General features: G+C 56.3%; 16 protein-coding genes. 6 read left to right on the plus strand and 10 right to left on the minus strand.

From position 1 onward, the window contains the following. Genes BL107_RS00765 through BL107_RS00775 form a run of 3 tightly spaced genes read left to right on the plus strand, consistent with a single transcriptional unit; the run spans position 1 to position 2409 of the window. On the plus strand, positions 1 to 1029 hold the full coding sequence (locus BL107_RS00765; RefSeq protein WP_198002309.1) for an SIS domain-containing protein: 1029 nt from the start codon (positions 1 to 3) through the stop codon (positions 1027 to 1029). Next, positions 1026 to 1577: an HAD family hydrolase gene (locus tag BL107_RS00770; RefSeq protein ID WP_009788345.1), complete on the plus strand. Its 552-nt coding sequence runs from the start codon at positions 1026 to 1028 to the stop codon at positions 1575 to 1577. Before BL107_RS00765 ends, BL107_RS00770 begins: the two co-directional genes overlap by 4 nt. Continuing rightward, entirely contained in the window at positions 1570 to 2409 is an 840-nt protein-coding gene (locus BL107_RS00775) for a sulfotransferase family protein (RefSeq protein ID WP_037988623.1), read from the plus strand. The genes BL107_RS00770 and BL107_RS00775 overlap by 8 nt, the downstream gene beginning before the upstream one ends. A 1-nt stretch (position 2410) precedes the next feature. Here the strand turns inward: BL107_RS00775 and kdsB are convergent, their stop codons facing one another. From kdsB to BL107_RS00795, 4 genes are read right to left on the minus strand one after another with little or no spacing between them, the layout of a single operon-like run. Further along, the gene (gene kdsB / locus BL107_RS00780; RefSeq protein WP_009788347.1) at positions 2411 to 3190 is read right to left on the minus strand and encodes a 3-deoxy-manno-octulosonate cytidylyltransferase; all 780 of its coding nucleotides are present in this window, start codon (positions 3188 to 3190) and stop codon (positions 2411 to 2413) included. After that, positions 3190 to 3900, minus strand: coding sequence for a hypothetical protein (locus BL107_RS00785; protein WP_009788348.1), 711 nt, complete (start codon positions 3898 to 3900; stop codon positions 3190 to 3192). The genes kdsB and BL107_RS00785 overlap by 1 nt, the downstream gene beginning before the upstream one ends. 24 nt (positions 3901 to 3924) lie before the next feature. Beyond that, complete coding sequence (locus tag BL107_RS00790) at positions 3925 to 4806, minus strand: sulfotransferase (RefSeq protein ID WP_009788349.1); 882 nt, start codon at positions 4804 to 4806, stop codon at positions 3925 to 3927. Next, entirely contained in the window at positions 4799 to 7195 is a 2397-nt protein-coding gene (locus tag BL107_RS00795; RefSeq protein ID WP_009788350.1) for a UvrD-helicase domain-containing protein, read from the minus strand. The genes BL107_RS00790 and BL107_RS00795 overlap by 8 nt, the downstream gene beginning before the upstream one ends. Before the next feature lie 722 nt (positions 7196 to 7917). On the opposite strand from BL107_RS00795, the gene kdsA reads away from it, so the two are divergent. Genes kdsA through BL107_RS12815 form a run of 3 tightly spaced genes read left to right on the plus strand, consistent with a single transcriptional unit; the run spans position 7918 to position 10990 of the window. Then, positions 7918 to 8769: a 3-deoxy-8-phosphooctulonate synthase gene (gene kdsA / locus BL107_RS00800; protein ID WP_037987822.1), complete on the plus strand. Its 852-nt coding sequence runs from the start codon at positions 7918 to 7920 to the stop codon at positions 8767 to 8769. Next, the gene (locus tag BL107_RS00805; protein ID WP_009788352.1) at positions 8766 to 9800 is read left to right on the plus strand and encodes a hypothetical protein; all 1035 of its coding nucleotides are present in this window, start codon (positions 8766 to 8768) and stop codon (positions 9798 to 9800) included. The genes kdsA and BL107_RS00805 overlap by 4 nt, the downstream gene beginning before the upstream one ends. After that, positions 9797 to 10990 (plus strand): hypothetical protein, encoded by a 1194-nt coding sequence (locus BL107_RS12815; protein ID WP_009788353.1) that lies wholly within the window; start codon positions 9797 to 9799, stop codon positions 10988 to 10990. Before BL107_RS00805 ends, BL107_RS12815 begins: the two co-directional genes overlap by 4 nt. 6 nt (positions 10991 to 10996) lie before the next feature. On the opposite strand, the gene BL107_RS00815 is transcribed toward BL107_RS12815, so the two are convergent. The 6 genes from BL107_RS00815 to BL107_RS00840 are packed head-to-tail and all read right to left on the minus strand — an operon-like array spanning position 10997 to position 20377. Next, complete coding sequence (locus BL107_RS00815) at positions 10997 to 12742, minus strand: glycosyltransferase family 2 protein (protein ID WP_009788354.1); 1746 nt, start codon at positions 12740 to 12742, stop codon at positions 10997 to 10999. Beyond that, positions 12739 to 13890 carry a glycosyltransferase gene (locus tag BL107_RS00820; protein WP_009788355.1) on the minus strand — a complete coding sequence of 384 codons (1152 nt, stop codon included), beginning with the start codon at positions 13888 to 13890 and terminating at the stop codon, positions 12739 to 12741. Before BL107_RS00820 ends, BL107_RS00815 begins: the two co-directional genes overlap by 4 nt. Further along, positions 13890 to 15128 (minus strand): glycosyltransferase, encoded by a 1239-nt coding sequence (locus BL107_RS00825; protein ID WP_037987825.1) that lies wholly within the window; start codon positions 15126 to 15128, stop codon positions 13890 to 13892. Before BL107_RS00825 ends, BL107_RS00820 begins: the two co-directional genes overlap by 1 nt. Next, a complete protein-coding gene (locus BL107_RS00830; RefSeq protein ID WP_009788357.1) occupies positions 15125 to 16318 on the minus strand; it encodes a glycosyltransferase in 1194 nt (397 codons plus the stop codon). The genes BL107_RS00825 and BL107_RS00830 overlap by 4 nt, the downstream gene beginning before the upstream one ends. Further along, the gene (locus BL107_RS11990) at positions 16311 to 18554 is read right to left on the minus strand and encodes a glycosyltransferase (protein ID WP_009788358.1); all 2244 of its coding nucleotides are present in this window, start codon (positions 18552 to 18554) and stop codon (positions 16311 to 16313) included. Before BL107_RS11990 ends, BL107_RS00830 begins: the two co-directional genes overlap by 8 nt. A 5-nt stretch (positions 18555 to 18559) precedes the next feature. After that, positions 18560 to 20377, minus strand: coding sequence for an ABC transporter ATP-binding protein (locus BL107_RS00840; protein WP_009788359.1), 1818 nt, complete (start codon positions 20375 to 20377; stop codon positions 18560 to 18562). Positions 20378 to 20407 lie beyond the last annotated feature (30 nt).

Here is a 20407-nt window from a genome sequence, read left to right on the forward strand (position 1 = left end):
ATGGTGTGCATGACAATGGGCCGATCATCGTGGATATCGGTCTTGTCTGCTCTGACCCGTTGCCTAGAAGAGGAAGCCTCAGCAATCGCCACTGCAGCACAACGACTCAGCAGTGATCAAGTAGAGGCTGCGATTCAACTGCTCGAACGTTGCGCCGATCGAAAAGCCAAGCTTGTGATCACTGGGGTCGGCAAAAGCGGAATCGTGGCTCGAAAAATCGCCGCCACTTTTTCATCCATCGGCTTGATGGCGTTGTACCTCAACCCCCTCGATGCCCTCCATGGAGATCTGGGCGTCGTAGCACCAGAAGATGTGTGCTTGATGCTCTCCAACAGTGGCGAGACAACTGAACTGCTCGAGGTTCTTCCCCATCTCAAACGTCGGGGCACCGGACGCATCGCCATCGTTGGCCGAGCCGAGTCGTCCCTTGGTCGTGGAAGCGATGTGGTGCTGGAGGCCAGCGTCGACCGCGAAGTCTGTCCGCTCAATCTGGCACCAACCGCCAGTACAGCTGTTGCCATGGCGATTGGCGACGCACTCGCAGCGGTCTGGATGGAGCGTCGAGGCATCTCGCCCGCCGATTTCGCCCTGAATCACCCAGCGGGCTCCCTGGGCAAACAACTCACGATGACTGCTGCAGACCTGATGGTTCCGGCGAGCAAATTGCACCCCCTTCAACCAGACACATCTCTTCCCGACGTGATCGGTGGATTAACCCGAGACGGAATCGGCAGCGGCTGGGTGGAAGACCCCAATTCTCCAGGCTCTTTGTTGGGAATCCTCACGGATGGCGACCTACGACGGGCCCTGCAAGACCACAGCGCCAACAACTGGAGCACCCTTCAAGCCGCCGACCTCATGACAGCCGACCCCATCACAGTGCGTTCCGATGTGTTGGTGGTGAAAGCCTTGGAGCAGATGGAGAACAACCGACGCAAACCGATCTCTGTGCTTCCGGTGGTTGGTGACAACAAGCAGCTGATCGGTCTGTTGCGTCTCCACGATCTCGTACAAGCAGGCCTGGCATGAGGAGATGGCGCTGGTGGCGAATCGGGAAGCGGCTGAGACAGATCAAGTTGCTTGTGCTCGATGTCGATGGCGTGCTCACGGATGGAGGGCTTTGGTTTGATGCGAGCGGGCATCTAACCAAACGGTTTGATGTGCGGGACGGTCTTGGGATTCGTTTGCTGCAACAGGCAGGAGTCGAAATCGCCTTCCTGAGTGGCGGGCAAGGAGGCGCCACTGAGGTGAGGGCACGCCAACTGGGAATTCAACACTGTCTCGTGGGCATCAAAGACAAACCAGAGGCGCTGCTCAAACTCCAACAACAACTTGGGATCGACATTGCCGAAACGGCCTTTGTCGGCGACGACCTCAATGACCTTGCCGTGCGGCCCGTTGTTGAACTTCTGATCGCTCCAGCCGATGCCTGCACGCCGGTGCGGCAGGGAGCCCATGCTGTTTTACGGAAACAAGGAGGCCACGGCGCTATCCGAGAACTCGCAGAAACGATCCTTCAAGCACGCGGGCGCTGGCAAACCCTGAAGCGCGATGGTTGGCGCGATCGAAATGACTGAACGCAACGGGACATTCGTCCTGGGGCTTGGGGCCCAAAAAGCAGGCTCTTCATGGCTTCACGCCCAACTCAACCGTCGTCGAGATGCGGACTTTGGTTTCCTGAAGGAATATCACATTCACGATGCACGCACCCTGCCGGAGGCGGGCTTCAGCAATCGACGCATGCGTTCTCTGATCAAACCGCGCACCTGGCGTCGCCAGCGATTCATCGCTCAACCCCAGCGGTATTACGACTACTTCTCCAGCCTGTTGCGCCGACCGGGCATCAAGCTCACCGGTGACATCACGCCGTCGTACAGCGCCCTAAGCATTGGCACATTGACGGAGATCAAGGCCAACTTTGAGCAGCGAAAGATTTGCCTGCGCCCGGTTTTTCTAATGCGCGATCCGATCGAACGCATCATCTCCAGCCAGCGCATGAAGCTGCGCAAGCAAAACCAGCTCAACCACGAAGCCGAGGTAGAAGCGCTGCGACAACTCTGCGTTGAGCAGCCAGAGATGGTGAAGCTTCGCAGCGATTACGGCCACACCCTGAGGGCTCTCACCCAGGTGTTTGACCCAAGTGAGTGCTTTATCGACCTCTACGAACGCCTGTTCACCCCAGCAAGCTGGCAACGCCTTTGCGACGTTTTAACCGTTCCCTATGAAGAACCCGAATGGGAACAACAGGTGAACGTCAGCCGTACCAATACGCCGATTCCTGACGAGGTGCTGGCCGAACTGGGGGCGTGGCAGGCCCCCACCCTTGCTGCTGTGCGCCAAACCATGGGGCATCTTGATCTAGCTCAGCTCTGGCCTCTCGCCCATCGCTGGTGCGAAGACCTCAGCTGAATCAAACCATCGCGCGTGCCTGTTCGAGCTGTTCAGCGGTGTCGACCGATAGGGAGGTTCCCTGCACTTCAAACGTGGCGATGGTGAGGCCAGCTTCGATCAAACGGAGCTGCTCAAGACGTTCCAAGTCTTCGAGGGGTGACGCTGGGAGTTGATTCCAAGCCGCCAACACATCCCCACGAAAGCCATACATCCCCACATGTCCCCAGAAGGTGGTGTGGCGATGCCATTCCGATGGATCCACGTCACGCACATGGGGAATCGCAGACCGCGAGAAATACAACGCCCGGCCATCGTGGGCCAACAACGTTTTCACCACGTTGGGGTTGTGAACCGTCTCTGGCTTCAAGCCATAAACGGGAGTCACGACCGCTGGGACGGGATCAAGGCGGCGAAACTCAGCAGCCATCGCATCTATCACCTGGGGATCGATAAACGGCTGGTCCCCCTGAACATTGATCACAGCGGTTTGGTCTGCCGCAGGTGTTGCATCACCCCAGGCGAGAGCCATCAGCGCATTGGCCACTGAAGCGATCCTTTCACTGCCGGAGCTGCAGGATTCAGCCGTCATCAAAACGGGAAAGCCCCAAGCCTCGGCCCGCTGCTGAAGCTCCTGGCTGTCAGTGCAAAGCACAACAGTGTCTACAGCCGTGGATTCACGACAGCGCTCGAGAACCCGCTGAATCATCGGTTTACCACCGATCTCGGCCAGCACCTTGTTGGGCAGCCGCGACGATTGCAAACGGGCTGGAACAGCAACGACACATTTTTGAATTGCCATTAATCCCAGAGCTTGATTGCTTCATCACGGGCAGCGAACCATTGAGCAGCCAAAGGTCCTCCCATCGTTCGTTGTTCGCGAAACCAAGGGCCACCGAGAGTCCAGTGCAACATCGGCGCCGGCTCCTCCTGTTCTGGAGGTCGCTGCACATCCACTAGATGGTTCCATCCCCCCTGAATCGCTCCGATCTCGTGATCACCCTTTAACCAATGGAAACGATGCAGCTCCAAACCCGAAGCCGTATTGACGTAATCCACGGTGAGATTCGTGCAGCGGCTGCAGTTCAGCAGCATCAATGAGCTCCAATTTTTCTTCGGATATGGGCTCTGCACTTCACCCAGGAACTTCACCGTCTCTCCAGGAACATGTTCGTGCTGGACACACATCGCGCCATAGCGATCATCGCGCTGATCCCACAACGCTTTGATGTCGGCCTGGCAGAGCATGTCGCAATCCATGAACAGCGCCCAGCCCTGATACCCCATCAAATACGGCACCAAAAACCGCGTAAAAGAAAACGCGGTGCTCTGTTTGGGATCCCGTTCACGGTGGAACAACCCCTGGTTTTCCAACTGAGGCGTCACCAGGGGTGTAATCGCCAAAGGCACACTGCTGTGCTGATACAAGCTGTCGATCAGAACGTTGGTGGCAGCACGCTCACGCGGGTCGTAGCCGATGAAAATCGGAATCGGCGGGTGGGCGGTTGACACGGGCCGTTGGTTGCTGAGGGGAGATTAAGCCGCTGGCCAGGTTGAGCCGAGCAAACCATGGCTGTAAACAAGACGACGATTCATCGCTGCCACCGATGGGAGCAGCGGCGCCACCCGTAAGGACAGGGCTGGGGAGGTGAGCCAAGCGGCGTCATAGCGAATGGCATGGCTCTGACCAGGCTCAAACCGCAAGCGATTCCCGGAAACGATATGGCTGCCGGAATGCAGTCCGGGTTGAAGCATCGCCCGCTCAAATGGCAGCTCAAGCCAATCGCATAAGCGCCGCAACGCTGCCTCTGGTGCCAAGGCCAATTCCTCATAGCCCAGCTGAAATACCGCACAGTCAGACCGCCGTAGCCGCTGCTCAAGCCGGCGGTTTACCCGCCACCAGCGCACCAACGACCGCCAGCCCACGGACATGCCGCGGCCATGCCGCTCAACACCACGGCGGGCCTCCGAATGCACCCAAGAACGAACATCCCGCACCAGATGAATCACCCGCACCGGTCGGCCGAGAGCTCTGGCATCCAGCAGCTGTTCATCCGCTTGAAAGGACTCAACCAACCAACGGGCTGAGCCGGACGTGAATGGTGTGATCAGACGATCGACCTTTTCGAGGAGGGGACGATCGTCATGCTCTGGCAGCCAGGTGAGCACCGGTCCCCAAACAGGACACGTTCCGGCAGTCGCACCACACGTGCATCGGCGTTCGAAGCGCAAGGCACCCCGTAGCTGCTGCGGGCCCTTATGGGATTCACCCAACCGCGGCTTCTCGAGCACGCGAACCGCTTCCCCCAGGCCAACAATGCTGGAGTGAGCACCGAGGGCCAAATCCAAAATGGTGCTTCCGCTGTGGCCGAGGCCTCGGATCAGCAGCAAACCTGGCAGAGCAGACGACTTAGGCATCGCGATTGGTGACCGGTTCGATCGGCGCTAAGCGGGGATCCAAAATTTTCGGCCCCATCCCCACAAATTTGACCGCGATCGAGATTTTTTCCCCACTACCGAAGGTGTGGGTGATCTCTCCCACACCAAAGCTTGAATGGGTGACCTTGTCCCCCACAGTCCAACTGCGGCCAGGGGCTGGCCCGGCCTGACGACGACGTACAGCGTTCGCTGGGGCCGAGGAGGGTTGATCACGATCGACCCGGGTGAGCCGATCCAAACGGCGCTCGCGCCGGAGAGCTGCTCCGCCAGTTTGCGGGAGGTCACCCTGCACCAAAGCCTCGGGCAATTCCGAGAGGAACACGGAGGGCACGGCCGCCTCGCGCATACCACCCCAAAGACGACGCTCGCTGGCGTGGGACAGGAAGAGACGCTCCTTGGCGCGGGTAATTCCGACATAACAAAGACGCCGTTCCTCCTCCAGAGACGCAGGGTCGTCCAAGGAGCGGTAGCTGGGGAAAAGACCCTGCTCCAAACCCACCAGACACACGACCGGAAATTCCAGACCTTTGCTGCTGTGCAGGGTCATCAAGGTGACACGATCCGCTGCGGTGTCTTTGTTATCGGCATCGCTCGACAACGCAGCCGACGCCAAAAACCCCTCCAAATTCCCGTCGTCGTTTTCCTCCTGGTACTGCAAGGCCGCATTCACCAATTCCTGAAGATTGCGGCGGCGTTCTTCGGCTTCATCGGTTCCCTCGGCGATCAACTCACTCACATATCCACTTTTTTCCATCACCTGCTGAAGCAGCTCGGATGGCGCCACCGCTTGCACCTGGGTTTTTAGATCATTCACGAGCTCGCAAAATTGCAGCAATCCTTTGGCCGAACGTCCACCAAGCGAGCGCACCGCCTCGGGATCACTCACCACATCCCAAAGGGGAATGCCGAGCTGATTGGCCGCATCGGTGAGGCGCTGGATCGTGGTTTTACCAATTCCACGCTTGGGCACATTGATCACCCGAAGCAGGCTGACGGTGTCGGCTGGATTGACGAGGAGACGTAAGTACGCCAACAAATCCTTGATCTCACGGCGGTCATAAAAGCGAAGCCCGCCCACCACGATGTAAGGAATGCCCCAGCGCACCAACGATTCCTCCATCGCCCGCGACTGGGCATTCGTGCGGTAGAGCACCGCCATGTCGCCCCAGCTCAGGTCTGGGTTTGCTGCTTCCATCATGCGGAGGCGATGAACCACCGCCTCCGCCTCAGCAATTTCGTCGTCACAGCGCGTCAGGGTGATCAGCTCCCCCTCGCCACGGGTGGGGCGGAGCACCTTGTCGATCCGTTCACTGTTGTTCGAAATCAGCGCATTTGCAGCAGCCAAGATCGTGGCGGTGGAGCGGTAATTCTCCTCCAGCTTCACCATCGTCCGGGTGGCATCGTCCGGCGCTTGATCACCGAAGTCGTCCTGAAAGCCCATCAAGATCGTGAAGTCAGCAGCACGGAAGCTGTAGATGCTCTGATCGGCATCCCCCACAACAAACACGGAACGGCCAGACCAGTCGTCGTAGGCCTGCGGCTCCTTGCCATCGGTCACCAGCAACTTGATCAGGTCGTACTGGGTGCGGTTGGTGTCTTGATATTCATCCACCAGCACGTGACAAAAACGCCGATGCCAATAGCGACGTACCTGTTCGTTCTGTTGCAGCAACTGAACCGGGAGTAGCAGGAGGTCGTCAAAGTCGAGAGCATTATTCGCCGCCAAAGCTTTGCGGTAGCGGCGATACACATCGGCCGTGAGCTTGCCGCGCTGACCTTCGGCATTGGCTTCGAGCTGATCCGGCAACCAACCCTGATTCTTGGCATTGCTGATCGCCCAGCGCACCTTTTTGGGCTCAAACCGCTTCGGATCCATCTGAAGCTCCTGTGTGACGATCTCCTTCACCAGGCTTTGGGCGTCGGCTTCGTCGTAGATCGAAAACTGCTTAGTCCAGGTGAGTCCATCTGGATCCCGGAATTTGTCGATGTCGAAGCGAAGCATCCGGGCGAACAACGCATGGAATGTTCCGATCCACAGCTCCTTAGTGATCTCCCGATAAATCCGAGATCGCAGCTGCCGTTGTTCCACCGGCGGCAACGTGCTCCAAGGCTGACCGAACTGACTCTGGGCCAAACGTTGGGCCAGCAGCAGCTCGAGCCGTTCCTTCATCTCCCGAGCCGCCTTGTTCGTAAAGGTGACTGCCAAGATTTGGCCGGGATCGGCTCCGTGCTCTCCAATTAGATGGGCGATGCGATGGGTGAGAGCACGCGTCTTTCCGCTCCCAGCACCAGCTACCACCAGCAGAGGCCCTTGGTGGTGGTCCACCGCCCGGCGTTGGGCGTCGTTGAGGCCTGCCAAAAAGCTCATGGACAGAACGTTAGAGCGAGGAAACCAGAGGCGATACGTCGAGGCATCTAGAAACCATCAAGTGGACTGAGCTCAAGGTCAAACCCCTCAGCCAAACCACACACGAAAGCGAACGCCTATATATCAAAACAACCAGAAAAATGGCGATCAAAGAAGGGCTTGAACTGATGTTCACGGTTCTGCCTGCTTGCAGCGCCAACGCCTAACACTTAACAAAAAAGAAATACGCGCTAATTATTCAACAATAGCCCTGGAACTAGTCACAAAGATACTTGATACTCGACGCCAAAATCTCAGTCGCATTGAGTTTGATGCAGACACAAAACTCGCCTACAGCTGAATCACCAAAAGCGACAATTGATCGGTAGTGCCTTGACTAAAAGACGCATTAAAAGAAAAGATGACAAATGCTTCGAGTCACTTGAGGCCTTACCGCTCAACTCAAACAGCAAAGTCAATCCACCGACTTGCATAGAGCGATTTTAAACAAGGTCTCCACAGCGATGTTCCCCACCGCTTTGGTCAACATGAAATCTCAGCATATTCGACTTCTTTATGGGCCTAAATAAAAAATCAAAAAACAATGCAGCCGTGCAAGCAGAACAGATTTAATTATCAAATAGAGAATTAAATAAGAATTATTTTCACATCCGAAACAAGCCAGATTTTAAAAAACATTTAGATAGACCGCGTAAGCTCATCGAATCATCAGCAGTAACACGATCGTGGCCCGACAGGTACAGCTCGGAAACATCACGTTCGCGAACGACCAACCCTTTGTCCTTTTGGGAGGCGTGAATGTCCTGGAGGACTTGGACTTCGCCCTGAACTGCGCTGGCCACTACAAAACTGTCTGTGAACGCCTCGGTATTCCCTTGGTATTCAAAGCCTCTTACGACAAAGCCAATCGGTCGTCCATCCACTCCTTTCGTGGCCCAGGCCTTGAGAAGGGTCTGGCCATTCTTCAAGCCGTCAAAGACACCCATGGCATCCCGGTGATCACGGATGTGCATACCCCAGAAGAAGCCGTTGCTGCAGCGGCGGTTGCCGACATCATTCAATTGCCAGCATTTCTGGCCCGTCAAACGGATTTAGTCACCGCGATGGCCAACACCGGCTCGGTGATCAACATCAAAAAGCCGCAGTTCCTAAGCCCGGAACAGATGGCCAACATCGTTGAAAAATTCAAAGAGTGCGGAAACGACCAGTTGTTGCTGTGCGAACGCGGCAGCAATTTCGGTTACGACAACCTCGTGGTCGACATGCTCGGCTTTGGAGTGATGAAGAAAACCTGCCAGGACATCCCTCTAATTTTTGATGTAACCCACGCTCTGCAGTGCCGAGATCCCGGTGGTGCCGCGTCCGGTGGCCGTCGATCACAAGTGGTAGATCTCGCCCGAGCCGGCATCGCCGTCGGACTTGCCGGCCTATTCCTTGAAGCCCATCCCGACCCAGACAAAGCACGTTGCGACGGTCCCAGCGCCCTGCCACTGGATCTCCTGGAACCATTCCTCAGTCAACTCAAAGCTCTTGATCAGTTGGTGAAAACACAACCCCAGCTGAACATCAGGTGAGTGTGCGCTGGTGGGCAAAAAGCCTGTTGCGGTCGAGTCGTAGGTTTTGGCCTGAGATCAACGAATGGTTAGCGCTGGAGGGCTATCGAGGCCTCAGCATTCAGGCCTTTTCTGGACCCAGCTTTCAACCCGAGATTGCACCATTGGTTTGGCATCAAGGCCAATGGCATAACGCCAACACGTCCCTGCGATCCCCCGCCCGGCGAGAGCGGGACAACGCGTCCCATCACTATGGCCACGACGTTCAGCTGAAACGTCACGCCAACCTGCCCCTGGTCGGTCGCCCCCTGCCATGGCAACTCGAGCACGGTTTGAAGGTGACTCCAGAAGCCCAATTTGAACAACCCAAGCGCTGGAGCCGCGGAGCTCTCTGCATGGGTCCACGGCGTGCCCAATGGATGGAAGAACAGCATCAGCGCCCTGCTATCGCGATCGGTCCTTGGATCGCCTATGCCCAGTCACTGCTTTCGACCCAGCACCTCGATCAGTGGCGACAAAAACTGGGCCCGACTCTCCTGGTGGTGCTTGCCCATAGCTGGGGCCCGGTGCACCGCCAGAACGATCTCCCTGCAACCATCCAAAGCATCGAAGCGCTACGGCAAAACCAGGGTTACGACTCAGTGATTTGGTTACGTCACTGGCAGGACCCTGCGGAGATCCCACTACCAAGAGGATGGATCCAAGCCTGCAACGGCCACCGCTCCAACCCATGGTTTCTCGATGCGATGCGCACGCTGTTGCAACTGAGCACCGGGTTGGTGAGCAACAGTTTTGGCACCCACCTGGGTTACGGCATCCAAATGAATTGTCGTCTGCACTGGCTCGATCTCCCCAGTACGCAAAACCTGGATGCACTCTCAATGGAGCAGCAACAGCGTGAGCAAATCGAATGGGAGCGACGCCGTGAGCTCGGCCAGCAGCTTCAACAGGTCAGTCACGACGAGAGAGCTCTTCGAAATTTGCTTTTGCCCTACTGGGGCTTTGACCACGTGCTCTCCCCAGCTGCAATGCGGGCCCTGCTGATCTCATGACTGATGTGCAGATCCTGATGAGCTTTCCAACGGAAGCCCCCTATCGGATTGATCAAGTCACCAACAACCCCGGTCTCATGCTGAGCCTGGCCATCGGGCAAATTCTTTTAGCTGGCCTTTTGAGCCGCGTCACAGCAGCTCGCCTTTGGTGGACCACAGCCGGACTCCAGCTGATCACCATCGCCGTGTTCTTCACGCTCGCCTCTTGGGGGACCAGCGACATTGCCCGCTTTAGCCACCACTTAGCGATCAACCCCAACGAGGTTCTGCAGGAACCCGCTTGGATCGCTGTGGCACCGCTGATCACGATGCTTCCCTACCGGCTCGCGTTCGTGCAAGGGCTCGTGAGTGCAGGATTCGCCCTAATCCCACTGCTATTGGCCCGTCAATGGCGCCGTCCCCACTGGGGCGGTTGGTGGGCGCTCCTGCTGGTGTGGTCGCCCCTACTGCGCAATTTCCTCCAAAACGGAGTCACCCGTCAGGCCCTCGCCACGCTGCTGATCACACCGTTGCTACTTCGCAGTGCGGGGTGGAGCCACCCCACCTGGCTATGGGTCGGCATCGCCATTGCGGGGTCTGGGCTGTCCCACAACAGTCTGGCGGTGACAGCAGCGCTTGCCGTGGTGCCATTGCTCACCAGGCCGGCACTCCTTACCTCAAACAACAACAGGAAAGCCCTGCTGTTTTCGGCCGTGTTGGTGGTGGGGACAGCGCTTATCGCCTTCAGCCATCCGGCAATTCAACAAAAACTGAACCACTACCTATTTGAAACCGGGTACTACAACACCTATGGCTTGCGCAATGAAGTGCTGGGATTGGAGCTCACTGCACTCATGGCTGTTCTACTTACGGTTTGGCGAGCCAAGCTCAACCTGCGCTCGATGGCCTCTTGCCATGACTGCCGCACCCTGCTCGCTTACACCCTGATGCTGGGTCTCGTGCAGTTATCCATGGCCACGGGGTTTTTGGCACCCATTGTGAGCCGCTGTCTCGACCCGATTGGACTGTTTTGGCTGCTCGCGCTTCTGGCCTGGACCTCTCGGCATCACTGCGCGTGGACCTTGATCCCAGTCCTGGCCGTCGTCGGGGAATCATTTATCGACGATCGGATTTTGAGCCTCGAAGATTGCATCGGGGGGGATCAATTCATGTGTCCCCCCGATCGTTGGCCTTGGCAGATCAACTACTGAAGGCACTTAAAAACGCTGAATGGCCTGGAGCAATTCAGGGGTCTTGAGGCCAAGGGAATGCTCCAACACTTGACCTCCCGATGGCCCAGCGATGTGTGCCTGCAAGTCAGCAACGAAACGTCGGTGATCTTCATCCGGAAGGCTGATCCCACAACGCTCATGCCGCACAGCCCGGTACAGGTGATCGAGATCAGCTTTCAGACGGTCTGGTGAAGTCGGCCACTGCCAAACCAGACATCGAGCCCAATTACTGCTCATCCGCAGCAAAACATCAGCTGGAATGCGGTTGAGATCCGTGCGCTCTAGCAAGTGATGGGCGGCAGCAGCAATGTCTCCAATCAGCTCATCCCGACCCGTCAGCAGAGCGAGATGCATCACCACGGTCCACGTGGACACCAAACGCTTCAGCCGATTGTCACGGTTCCGCCCCTGACATTGCCGGGTCGAAGGATCGGCCTCCAGCCGCCTTGCCTCAAGCATTAATTGATCAATCAGCGGAAGCGCTGCTTGGGTATCAGCGATGCGAATCAAACTCCATCCCAACGCAATGCCGGCGTAAAAGCGCTGATCCGAATCCAGCACATCAGCATTCAAAAGAGAAGCAAATAAGTCCTTTTGCTGTGTGGTGTCTTGTGGTCGCAGTCCTCGCTGAAACAACAAGCGTTCGATCAGATCTCGCCGTTGTCTGCGGCGCAGTCGCTGGAGTGCTTCTAAAAGGGCAGGCCAATCGACCATCTCCAGCGCTAGCCAAACCGCCTGTTCGGCTCGAGCACTCTGGGAGGGACGCTGCAGCGCCTGGACCACTAGCAACGGCCAGGCCCAAAACGGACGAATCAGATACCAAGACCATCGATGGATGGGCTTGAGCAGAAAGCGGCCGCGCACATCATTGGGCAGAAGGCGCACGGGCATGCGCACCACCAATTCCTCCGGCAGGCTGAAGAACAAGCCCCAATAAATCCGACGACGCAACCGCTGGGCTTCGTCATCCACTTGAAGCGATGGACGGGGAATGGTTGGACGTTGCACTCTCAATGCACCGTTGGTGGGATCGGTGTCGTACACACTGCTGAGACGCTGGGCGCTCCAAGGATGACCAGCGGCCAAGAGCCGATTGGTGATCGCAGTAGCCCGTTTAAGCGATTGTGCAGACACCCGTTGCATTGCAGTGGGGGATGAAACCTCCCCAGAGCGACTGACCCGCAGGCTGGCTGAATGGGCAATCACACCAAGGGCACTCGCTGGCAACCGCTGCACCACCACACCCTGGGCCTCAACACGGGAGCGAAAGTCCTTGTCGTCAAAGCCATAGCCCAAGAGCACTTCGTTAAATCCACCCACCTGATCAACCAATCGACGCTCAAGTAACCATTGGCCGGCGCGACCATCGGGCCCAGTACAAAAGGCAGCCACCGGTCCAGCCGCAGCTAGTTGATCAGGCGAGGGCATGGCCTCGGGCCAACAATCGGCATCCAACTTGAACAGCCGATCACCCTGGGCCAATCGCAACGCCAAGTTGTAGGCACGGCAGAGGTGCCATTGACGCTCGCCATCGACCCGCACCAAGCGAATCCGCGAATCCGCTGGCAACTCAGCCCGGGTTAGCGGGTGCTCGCTACTCCAATCGAGGATCAAATGCTCCTGGTGATGGGGCCACCGCGCAACATGGTCGGCTGATACCAAAAGGTGAGCTCTTCGGTTCATGCATACCGTCACGATGCTGACCGTCTCAAGGCTGGGGGAATCGGTCATGGCAACGAGGACCGGGCTCCTTGCTGAGCAACGCGATGGAGCAAGGCGCTCACCGCAGCCAAGTGATGCTCAACGGTGAAATTGAGGCTCATCCGCTCGTGTCCAGCCGCACCAAGCCTGGCCGCCAGCTGTGGATCACGCACCAACTGAGCCATCGCATTGGCCATGGCCTGCACGTCACCCTCCTCCACCAAAAGGCCGGTGCTGCCGTCCATCACCACCTCTGGGATCCCCGCATGCCGTGTGGCCACCACAGGCAGTCCGCTCAGCTGAGCTTCCATCACCGCCACAGGGCTTCCTTCACTATCTCCGTCGGGTGCCACCAGGGAGTGCTGCACAAAACCACGCACTTGGCGCATCAACGCTGCAATCTCAGCAGGAGACAACACCCCAGCGAAACGCACTTGCGTCGTCAAAGACTGTTGATGCACAAGCCGTTTGGCCTCCTCCAGCATCGGACCATCCCCCACCATCACCAACCGACACGCGGATGCCAAGAACTCAGGGAGCTGATGCTGTAGACGCTCAAATGCGGCGAGGGTGAGCAACGGACCTTTCTTCGGGACAAACCGACCGACCGCCAAAAACGTCGGCGGTGCCGTTTCCGGCGAGGCGCCTTGAAATAAAGCGGCATCCGCGCCAGAAGGACTAATCAACACCCGATCGGTCTGTGCACCAAGGCTTTGCAGGGTGGAGCGCATCGGGATGCTCTTCACAATGAACCCCGATGCCACCTGCATCAGTTGGCGATAACGCTGTTCCAAACGACGAAATTTCGATTCAGACGAGGCATCCGATCCACGGAAATGCACCACCAACGGCACGCCACTCCAACGGGCAACATGCATCACACGAATGGCGTGGAAACCAAACTCCGCCAACACCACATCCGGTTGATGGCACCGCACGATCAACCTCGCCACAAGAGCCGCCGGCCACGACGCAAGCCGCAACCAACCCAGCCTCGTGAAGGCTTTGCTGATCAACACCCCAACTCCATAGAGACAACGCAGGGGCTGCATGGGAGGCCGCTCATCTCCGAAATAGGCATGCACCCGAAAGGGCAAACCCCGCAAATTGGCCCGAATGAATGTTTCCGACGCCGCACGACGGGTGGGAGCAAACACCAGCAGGGTTGGTGGATCCATCATTCCATCGCCAATACCGCTTTCCAAATGGGCTCCAGGACTGGCCAGTCTTGGCTTTTCAAGCGGTCCTGAGCCGCCAAACCCAAGCGAATGCGCAACTGTGGATCGGTTTGAAGACGAAGCATGGCTCTTGCTAGTGCAGCCGCATCGTCATGGGGCACCACGAGGCCGTTCTGGCCATGGGTGACGAACTCCAATGGGCCAGGGGACGCATCATTCACGATTACGGCCAAACCAGCTGCCATGGCTTCCAGCAAGGCATTCGGCATGCCTTCCTTTCTGGATGGCAGCACGAACACGGCCGCTGCAGCCAACTCAGCATGCACGTCATGGCAATGACCGAGAAAACGAACCCGATGCCGTACCCCACAACGCTCCGCCAACGCCTCCAAACCGACCCGCTCCGGACCATCCCCCACAAGCGTTAACGACCAACTATCCATCGACTCCGACCCATCCAACACAACGGCAAATGCCTCGATCAGAAGGTCCAATCCCTTTTGTTGGACGGCGCGGGCGATGGTCAAAAAGCCGTAGTTCTGCCCAACCTTTGACGGACCCACAGCAACCCGGGGCAATGGATTGGGCAGCAGCATGAGGTGCTTTAAGGACGTTATGGCGCGCAAGCTATCGAGGGTGCCCTGGGCATTCGCCGTCACCACATCAGCCCTTTGGAAAAGCAACGGCCGCAATGCTCGCCATTCGGCCGGCAAAGCATCCCGGCGAAGATCATTGCGCTCCGACACCACCAAATGAGCCTCTTTGGACCAAAGGGCCAGACAAGCCACAAGATTGGTTTTGCTTAAAAACGACAACACCCGACGGGGCGGATGATCTCGCCAATGGGCCATCAGTAGATCTGCCCTTGGACCGACAATGCCGCGACAGCACCAAAGCATCCAACGCTGGATCCAGTCCGCATCAATTCGGGGGGTAATTCTCCCAACCATGGACGATCCAGCCACGGACACACAGAGGCGTGCCAGCCAACGATGCAGGACGCGGCTCCAACGGGATTGCTGCGTGATGGCCCGATGCAAGGAAGCACCTAAATCAATGTGGTTAACCCCCAGAGGCAAGACGTGAAGGACCTCCTGATCGGGCAGCAAGGTAATCAGCTCCACTCGATATCCAACCTGCTGAAAATGCTCTGCCGCCAACACAGCGACTTTCTGAGCTCCGCCGGCCCCCAAGTGCGGAAGAACTAAACACAAATCAGAGCCAGCAGACCCACTCAAAGAGCCGACCTCTTGCCCCGCAGCAGTTGTTCCAAGGCATTCACAAAACGGCTACGTAATTGCGGCTCTGAATAACGGTTGCGGACCTCAAGGGCTCGATCGGCCAACCCGCGGCAGCGGTTCGGATCCATCAGCAAATCCGCCAAAGCATCGCGCCATTGATCTGGCCGAGCCCGGCGTGGCAGCAGCATGCCGTTGCGACCGTGCTGAATCAAATCCGCCGGCCCATGCGGACAATCAGAAGCAAGGCAAACACATCCATTCGCCATCGCTTCCAACAACACATTGGGGAAGCCTTCATAGCGAGATGGCAACACAAAAAAACTGCAGCGTGCGTACCAATCAGCCATGTTTCCCACCCGGCCCGGGAAATGAAGACGCTCGGCCACATCGGGTGCTTGACGCAACAGGCGGCGTAAAGCCTGCTGCTGGTTCACCCCGTGATACGGCTCAGCATCCAACCCCAAAATCACCAGCTGCAGATGAGGGAATCGACGGGCTAGGGGGATCAAAGCCCGCACGATGACATCGAACCCTTTTTGGTGCGATTTAGTTCCTGCCCCCAAAAGAACGGGTGCGTTTTGGGGAACACCTTGATCGGCAAGCCAAACATTGGGGTCAACTTCGGGCGTGAACCTGTGCAGTGGCCACTGCACAGGATTGGGCATCAACAGCTGCGGACGCGCCGCCAACCGTTGATCTAACCATTCCCCGGTGGCGCGGGTCTGAACGAGATGCAAAGACGCCCAAGCGTAGGTAAACCGTCTCAAAATTCCCCAGGGCAAGGTCATCCGTTTCAGGGGCGGGTAGTTGCGCTCCGACACCACGCAGGGCACGTTTAACGGCCGTGCTGCCAACAGCAGCTTCACCGATGGCTTGGTGGTCATTCCCACTGCCAGATCAATCGCTTCAGAGCGCAACCAACGGCGCAAACGCACCACCCGCCAAGGAAAGCCCCAGCGACCAAAACGCATCAACCAAGAAGGCTCTTGGGGCTCGACGGCCCGCTGAACGCCGCTTGGGATCGGATAAAAATCAGAATCGAGGCCCTGACGCGTCAGAACAATGGGAGTCCAGCCCGACTCAGCACACCAGCGAGCGAAGGTGAGAGTTATACGTTCAGCACCACCAATCTTCAAAGAATCCACATACAAAGCGACTCTTTTTTTTGCAGGATTTTTATCAATCATTCAAACTCAAATCTTGATCAATCTGATCGAAAGAATACCAGGGGAATAAACTGAGATATTCGGCCACTTCAGACCTGCCTGGCGGTTTATTAGACAACAACAAAATGATAAATTTAGAGAAACTACTTGACCGAAGAGTGCCCGCTTTCATATCGGCCTCAATCTCTGCCACAACCTTGATCAAATCGGCAGCAAAAACACGATGATTCTCCTGGGCAGGATTGGCCTCATGACGTGGATCTTGGCAATAGGTGGATTGACGATCAAGTCGTATTTTTGCAGCAGAGAGAAGATCCAAATTTTGAATTTTATGGGCAAAAATAATGTCAATCGACAGAGCACGGCACAAATTTCGCGTCATCCGATAGGACGTTTCCTGATCAATCTGGGCCGGATCAAATCGATCCATGAACCTGGCAACTCGTTGCCCAAGCATTGCCAAAGAATCCCAGTCTCCCTGCCACAAATGCAATCTCAACAAGGTGGAATAACAAGAAATCAACTGCTTGGCACGATTAGCGCGATTGGGCCGTTGACAAACCCAAGTACCCGAATCTTGCTCCAAATCGATCACGATTTGATCCAAGCTGAGAATCGCTCGAACCATTCCTGCCCTATCTCGAGATTGCAAGGCGCGATGCGCCAAAACGATCTGGCCATAGCGCCGATCCACCAAGGGCAGTGCATCCGTCCGACAGATGGCCTCAAACAGAGCAATTTGGTCGTCCACATCGACGGGGCGCGCACCCCGACGGAACAAAAGACGATGCAACACGGTGACCGTGCCGTGATCACACCAAAGCTCAGCAAACAAGGCCATCGCCTGATCCCAACGCCGCAAGGCCACCGCGCGTCGCGCCAAACGTTCAAGCAAACGGGTGTTCCAGGGAACGATCCGTCGTCCGAAGCGGAGCACAGCCGTCGACCAACGACGGCAATTCAACGCCATGAACGCCTGATCCAACATCGCAAAGGGCAGGACGGTTAGACGCTGCAAAATGCTGTTGAGCAGCCCCACCCAAGGGGCATGCGATCGAAGCGGAGCAACGCGGCAACGCATCTGGTCGGGGAGCAAACCAAGCTGTTGCAACATCTCCAACATGTGTTGGGTGCGCTGGTGATACGTGTGCTGAGAGGCGCGTTCCAATCGAAGCGCCAGCGGTGGACCTGCTCCCGCCAATGCCTGTTGAATCGCAACTTCGAACTCCGCGGCGGACGGAGCACACAGCAAGGCGACATCCCGATGGGACTGCAACGAAGGGATCGCGGTTGCCACCGTGGGGCAGCCAGATGCCAAATACTCGAAGAATTTCATCGGAAACATCTGGCGTGTGTAGTCGTTCAAGCGAAGAGGGAGCAATGCCACATCGCTATGGGCCAGCCACGCAGGCAACTCTCGGTACGGCCTCACCCCCATGCCGTGCACATTCGAGAGGGCCAAAACAGAGGACAAATCCGTGGATGGATCACATTCAGCAATCGGCCCCACCAACACATAGGACCACTGAGGTGTACGGCGAATTAAGTCCTCCAACATCTCGAGATCAAGCTTGTAGGCATCGAGGGCACCCACGAACAACACCCTGGGACTCGAGACCGTGGCCAAGTCATCCGGGCAGGGCAAGTCCGACTCCAAGGCCTGATGGAAATGGCTGGCATCCGCCACATTTCCGAAAAAATAGGTGTGCGGATTCAACGGCTTTAACCGCCGTTGCAGCTCCGGCGCCGTCGTCAACACCACATTCACTGAAGCGCAGAGATCTCGCTCACCCCTCTCAATCAAGGCCGATGGCATTCCCGGCTGATCCTGAATGCTGTCCACGCAGTGATACACGGACCCACTGAAATTATTGAGGGCCAAATACAACCGAGTGAGCGGGTTGTAGCTCCAAAGCAGCGGCTTGTGAAAACGCAGCAACCTGAGCACGAAGGCCAAGCCAGCGCGAAACAAACCTCGATTGAGTGTTAACGCACGGCCCTTGGTTCCTCCTGGCAATACGGCCGGGGACCAAACCCATAGGTTTTGTCGCACCTGACGCGGTGGCCGCAACATTCTTTGAAGCCGCCGCACAATCCTCAACCCATCGGATGTGCTGGCCCGAGGAGGACGCAAGCCAAGGGATTCGACGTAGAGAACTCGGTGTCCGTTTTCCACCAAACTCAGAGCCGTGTGCTGCTTGTTGGTCCAGAGCGGATGATCCCAATCAGCCGTTGCAAGAACAACAAAATCAGCCATAGCGATCAGGTGGCTTCAAACTGCGTCATTTCACGGAACGATTCCGACTGCGCGCACAAGGCATCGAAATCGCCAGCGGCTTTAATCACACCATTTTCAATCTCATAAATACGATCGCATTTGCGAACAGTCGATAAACGATGCGCAATCACAATGGTCGTACAACGTCGTCCGACTAAATCCAGAGCTTGCATCACATCGTTCTCAGTTTTATTATCCAAAGCACTCGTCGCTTCATCTAGGACTAATACTTTGGCACCACGATAAAAAGCACGAGCTAATGACAATCTCTGTCGCTGACCTCCAGAGAGTTTGATTCCATTCTCACCAATCATGGTAAATAAGCCATAGGGCATATCAGAGACGACATCATCAAATTGGGCATTCTCTAAAGCAGACCAGATTTGGTCATCATCAATATTTTCAGGGTCGATACCAAAGGCCACATTTTCACGAATACTCGTGTCAAGCAAACGAATATCTTGTGGAACCAAAGCGCAATTAGCCTGCCAAGCCGGCAACTCCTCTGGCATCAAGGGAACACCATCCAAACGCAGTCCTCCCTCACTGGGGTGATACAAACCCAAAAGCAGATGGGCCAACGTTGTTTTTCCACTTCCCGTTCGACCGACCAAAGCGATGCGTGATCCCACAGGAATCGTGAGATCAATCTGAGATAGAACATCCCGGTCGCTTCCGGCATAGCGGAAACTGACCTGCCGGAGCTGAATCGACTGACGTGGCCTCACCCCAGATGCCGTCGGGATGCTGGGCGACGTCGACTCCATCCGCACAGGTCGAAGTGCCAAGAGCTCAAGAGCGTCTTGAATTTCTGGCAATCCACCCCGCAATTTGTTGATATTACGGAAGGTGTTCTGCATCGGCGCAGAAATTCTCAAAAGTGTGCCAAGAACTGCCGCAAGGGTAGGAATCGCCTGGCGTACATCTCCAACATCTCCATTAAAAACAGCTGGCCCTAAACCAAGAACAAATAAAATTGTGATTCCAGCTGGCTCGATGACATAGCGGGGAACATCAGGAAGCAGTTTTGTGATTCGGTCATAGCGCTTTGCAATCAGACCATCACGGGAAAAGCGGCCAATAAAAAATTGATCAGCGGAATACAACTGAACATCACGCATGGAACGCAACGATTCCATCAGCAGCAAATTAATCCTGCGGGAATAACGTACCCGTTGCTTCGTCGCGAAGCGCAGGTAGGGAATGATTAACTTCGACGCCAAGCCATAGGCCAATAACATCAAGCTAAACATTGCCAACGCAGGCAAACCAAGAACAAGAACAACACCAACCAACAAGACCACCACAGACAATGCATTACCTGCGATGGTGATCATTGGACTCACCACAGATGTGGATACTTTATTGAGGATTCGATTGAAGGTTTCCGAAAGATTAGCTGTTCGATGTTGAGTGAAAAATTCATAATTTTGCAACATCAAATTGCGATAAACCTTATTAACGAGATCATTCCAAATTTCAGCACTCAGCATGCTTTGGAGATAAGCCACGCCAAAGCGAATGGCCGAGGTGACCCAAAAAGCAACAATCAATAATCCCAGCAACCACCCTGCTTGATCGAGGATTCCACCACCAAACACCCGAATTCCAGGAATCTGGTCGGTGAGCTTTACGCCTGCCATTAAGCCCACCAGCCGCGCCAGCAAACCGACAAGCAAGATGTCCATCAGGCCCTGAAGAAACGAGGCCAGAAGAACGACAATTAAAAATCGAACACGACTCGCCGGCAGCTCCTTGAGCAGGCGGCTGAGATCTCTCCAAGTCTGACTTCGAACAGGCATGAAAGCAGCGGGTCCGTACGCGGTGCCGAC

This window comes from Synechococcus sp. BL107, from assembly GCF_000153805.1.
Classification (GTDB): domain Bacteria; phylum Cyanobacteriota; class Cyanobacteriia; order PCC-6307; family Cyanobiaceae; genus Parasynechococcus.

Coding starts and splice junctions, on each gene's coding strand:
- BL107_RS00765 (WP_198002309.1), top strand. CDS start 1: ATGGTGTGCATGACAATGGGCCGATCATCGTGGATATCGGTCTTGTCT.
- BL107_RS00770 (WP_009788345.1), top strand. CDS start 1,026: ATGAGGAGATGGCGCTGGTGGCGAATCGGGAAGCGGCTGAGACAGATC.
- BL107_RS00775 (WP_037988623.1), top strand. CDS start 1,570: ATGACTGAACGCAACGGGACATTCGTCCTGGGGCTTGGGGCCCAAAAA.
- kdsB (WP_009788347.1), bottom strand. CDS start 3,190: ATGGCAATTCAAAAATGTGTCGTTGCTGTTCCAGCCCGTTTGCAATCG.
- BL107_RS00790 (WP_009788349.1), bottom strand. CDS start 4,806: ATGCCTAAGTCGTCTGCTCTGCCAGGTTTGCTGCTGATCCGAGGCCTC.
- BL107_RS00795 (WP_009788350.1), bottom strand. CDS start 7,195: ATGAGCTTTTTGGCAGGCCTCAACGACGCCCAACGCCGGGCGGTGGAC.
- BL107_RS12815 (WP_009788353.1), top strand. CDS start 9,797: ATGACTGATGTGCAGATCCTGATGAGCTTTCCAACGGAAGCCCCCTAT.
- BL107_RS00815 (WP_009788354.1), bottom strand. CDS start 12,742: ATGACCGATTCCCCCAGCCTTGAGACGGTCAGCATCGTGACGGTATGC.
- BL107_RS00820 (WP_009788355.1), bottom strand. CDS start 13,890: ATGGATCCACCAACCCTGCTGGTGTTTGCTCCCACCCGTCGTGCGGCG.
- BL107_RS00830 (WP_009788357.1), bottom strand. CDS start 16,318: ATGATTGATAAAAATCCTGCAAAAAAAAGAGTCGCTTTGTATGTGGAT.
- BL107_RS11990 (WP_009788358.1), bottom strand. CDS start 18,554: ATGGCTGATTTTGTTGTTCTTGCAACGGCTGATTGGGATCATCCGCTC.
- BL107_RS00840 (WP_009788359.1), bottom strand. CDS start 20,377: ATGCCTGTTCGAAGTCAGACTTGGAGAGATCTCAGCCGCCTGCTCAAG.